2 protein-coding genes are annotated in these 3282 nt (G+C 72.9%); one reads left to right on the top strand and one right to left on the bottom strand.

Annotated elements, in window-relative coordinates; all coding sequences use genetic code 11:
• The coding region (locus tag ACYVE7_RS31535) for a right-handed parallel beta-helix repeat-containing protein (RefSeq protein ID WP_460369906.1) at window positions 1-1447 on the bottom strand (1447 nt) is incomplete at its 3' end.
• A 198-nt stretch (window positions 1448-1645) separates the two neighbouring features.
• Between ACYVE7_RS31535 and ACYVE7_RS31530 the strand changes: the two genes are divergently transcribed.
• The gene (locus tag ACYVE7_RS31530) at window positions 1646-3268 is read left to right on the top strand and encodes a CocE/NonD family hydrolase (protein ID WP_460369904.1); all 1623 of its coding nucleotides are present in this window, start codon (window positions 1646-1648) and stop codon (window positions 3266-3268) included.
• Window positions 3269-3282: the final 14 nt, after the last annotated feature.

The following is a 3282-nucleotide window of genomic DNA, read 5'->3' as shown; positions in this document are numbered from 1 at the left end:
CCGCGCCGAGCGACGGTGAGCCGGGCCGCACCTGGTAGGCGTGCGGTTCGGTCGCGCCGCCCGCGACCAGCCGCGGGTCGCCCGCGACGGTCGCCGTGGCGCTCTCGGGCACGGGCACCCCGGACAGCAGGTTGTGGTCGATGGTGAAGCCCGCCGCGCCGACGTTCCAGCCGACGGTCCCCTTCTGTCCCGGTTCGCCCGCGGACCGGGAGACGAGGTTGTCGACGTACTTCACCTCCAGGTCCTTGTCGGGCACGGCGTCGACCAGGATCTGTGAGACGCTCGGGTCGAGGTGCACGGTGTTGCCCGCGACCTGGCCGCCCGTCACCGGAGCGCCGGTGATGGAAAGTCCGCGCGAGGAGTCGTTCACCGACAGGTTGCCGCGGATCGCGAACCCCTTGACGGGCGCGTCCGGCGCGCCCGCCAGCTCGGTGAACCCGCCGCCGTTGTCGTGCGAGACGTTCCCGGTCAGCGTGGTGCCCGCGGTCGCGCCGCCGATCCGGAACGCCATGCCGCCCTCGGTGCCGATCCCGCCGGACACCTCGTTGCCCTCGACGAGCGTGCCGGTCGCACCGGCGACCGCGACGCCCTGCCCGCCCGGCATCCGCGTGTTGAACCCCTGCACGGTGTTGCCGAGGATCTTCGCACCGTCCGCCGCGTTGACGTCCACGGCGTCCCCGCCGACATCGGTGAGCACGTTGTCCTCGACGACCACGTTCTTCGCCGGTTTCCACGCCTCGGTGCACGCCGGTTTCCAGTCGGGCGCGAGGTCGGGTTTGCGGCACCAGTTCGACCAGAGCGCGATGCCCTGCCGGTCGACGGTCCGCAGCCGGTTGCCCGTGATGACGATGCCGTCGAACGCGGTCGGCGTGGTGGCGCCCTGGGCGTCCAGGACGATCCCGCCGGAGCCACCCGCTCCGGTGCCGGAGTCCGGCTGCTGGGTCTTGGCCGGGTCCGCGCCCCTGACGTCGTGGATGTCGAGCCCGCTGAGCCTGATCCCGCGCAGCGTGCCCGCGTCCTTGCCGATGACGTAGACGCCGCGGCGCGCCTTGGTGCCGTCGCCGGGCGCGGTCAGCGTCAGGTCCTGGACGGTCACCCACTGCTGTCCGCTGAGCAGGACGGCCTGTTCGGCTCCGGCCGCGTCGATGACGGCCGGTGCGTCGCCGTCGCCGTAGGGCGACACGACGATCGGGTCGGCTTCGGTGCCCGACCCCTGGAACCGCAGGGTCCCTTCGCAGACGGCGCCGCGCGCCAGCCGGACCTGGCTGCCGGGCCCGTATTTGAAGCCGGCGAGGTCGGCGAGCCGGTCGTACGGCTTCCCCTTGCTGCCGTCGCCGCCCTTGCCTGCGCCGCAGTCGACGTACGTCACGGTCTTCCCGCAGGGGCAGGGCGCGGCCTGCGCGCTGCCCATCGCGACGAGCGCTGCCCACGCGCCCGTCGAAACCATAAGAATTCGCCCTAGTTTGGGCATGGTGAACATCGCTGAACTCCCCCGAGACCGCCGCTGCGGCCATGACCCTGTGTTTGCGAAAAGAAGGCAGCATTGGGGGCGGCCCTCCGGGCTGCACGGTACCGGTTCGGTAACAGTGCGTAGCGGAGGCGCGCGCACTGGCGGATCTCTTGGTACGTGCGCCACAGTGATCTCATGACGCTCGTGAGCCGGATCGCCGAACGTGTTCTGCGCCTGCCGCCCGCCGTCACCCGGGATGTCGAGATTCGACGTGATCTTGTGGTCCCCATGGACGACGGCGTCGAACTGCTCGCCGATCTTTACCTTCCGCGCAAGGTGCCGAACGCGCCGCTCATCCTGGTCCGCACCCCCTACGGGCGGCGCGGCTGGCTGGAGCGCGGCGCGGCCCTGCCGTTCGCGGAACGCGGCTACCGGGTCCTGGTGCAGGCCGTGCGCGGCACCGGCGGATCGGCCGGAACCTTCGAGCCCTACGGCGACGAACGCCGCGACGGCCTGGCCACCCTCGACTGGATCGGCGAACAGCCATGGAGCGACGGCCCCGTCCTCACCTTCGGGCCCAGCTACCTCGGCTACACACAGTGGGCGATCGCCGCCGACGCGGGCGACCGGATCGCCGCCATGGCCCCCTTCGCGACGGCCTCCCAGTTCCGCGACCAGCACTACCTCGGCGACTCCTTCACCCTGCGCGGCAGCCTGTCCTGGACGGCCTCGATGACCGGCCGCCGCGGCCGCGGGCTCCGCGCCAGGCTCGCCGAGGCCCGGCTGGAGCGGGCCTACCAGGCCATGCCCCTCCGATCGGCCGACCGCCTGGCCACCGGCAGGACCGTCGAGTGGTACCAGCGCTGGCTGACGACCGGCGACGACCCCGCCGACCCCTACTGGGTGCCCGAACGCGACCACCGGACCAGGGTCGGGGAGTCGAAGGCTGCCGTGTCGATGGTCGGCGGTTGGCACGACCTGTTCCTGCTCTCCCAGCTCGGCGACTACGCCCGGCTGCGTGCCGCGGGCCGGGAACCCCGGCTGACGATCGGGCCGTGGATCCACACGTCGAAGGCGATGTTCGGGGCGGCCGTCCGCGACGCCCTGCTGGTGTTCCGGGCGGCCGTCACCGGCGACCGGTCCGCACTGGGCGGCGACCCCGACCGGCTCTACCTGCAGGGCGCGGGGGAGTGGCGCACCTACCCCGCCTGGCCGCCGCCCGCGACGCTCCGCCCGTTCCATCTGCACTCCGGCGGGCTGCTCTCACCCGACCCGCCCGAGCGGTCCGAGCCGTCGCGCTACACCTACGACCCGGCCGATCCGACGCCCGGCATCGGCGGCCCGCTGCTCGGCGCGGGCGCGGGCCCCAAGGACCAGGCGCCGGTCGAGGCCCGCGACGACGTCCTGGTCTTCACCGGTCCACCGCTCGGCGAGGACCTGGACGTGATCGGGCCGATCACCGCCCGGATCCATCTGCGTTCCAGCAGCGAGTACACCGACCTGCTGGTCAGGGTCTGTGACGTCGACGCCAGGGGCGTGTCGAAGAACGTGTCGGGCGGTCTTCAGCGGATCGTCCCCGGCCGGTTCCCCGACGGCGAGATCGCGGTCACGCTCTGGCCTACCGCCCACCGGTTCGCGGCGGGCCACCGGATCCGGGTGCACGTCGCCAGCGGCTCGCACCCCCGGTTCGCCCGCAACCCCGGCACCGGCGAACCCCTCGGCGCGGCCGCCCGGCTCGTCGTGCAGCGGCAGGAGATCCTGCACGACCCCGAGCACCCGTCAGCGGTGCTGCTGCCGGTCGCCGGCCAGCCGGGCTGAGCTCAGGCGTCGCC

The organism is Actinocorallia lasiicapitis (genome assembly GCF_054778695.1).
Note: the sequence above shows the minus strand (reverse complement) of the source record. Positions and strands in the feature narration are given on the sequence as shown.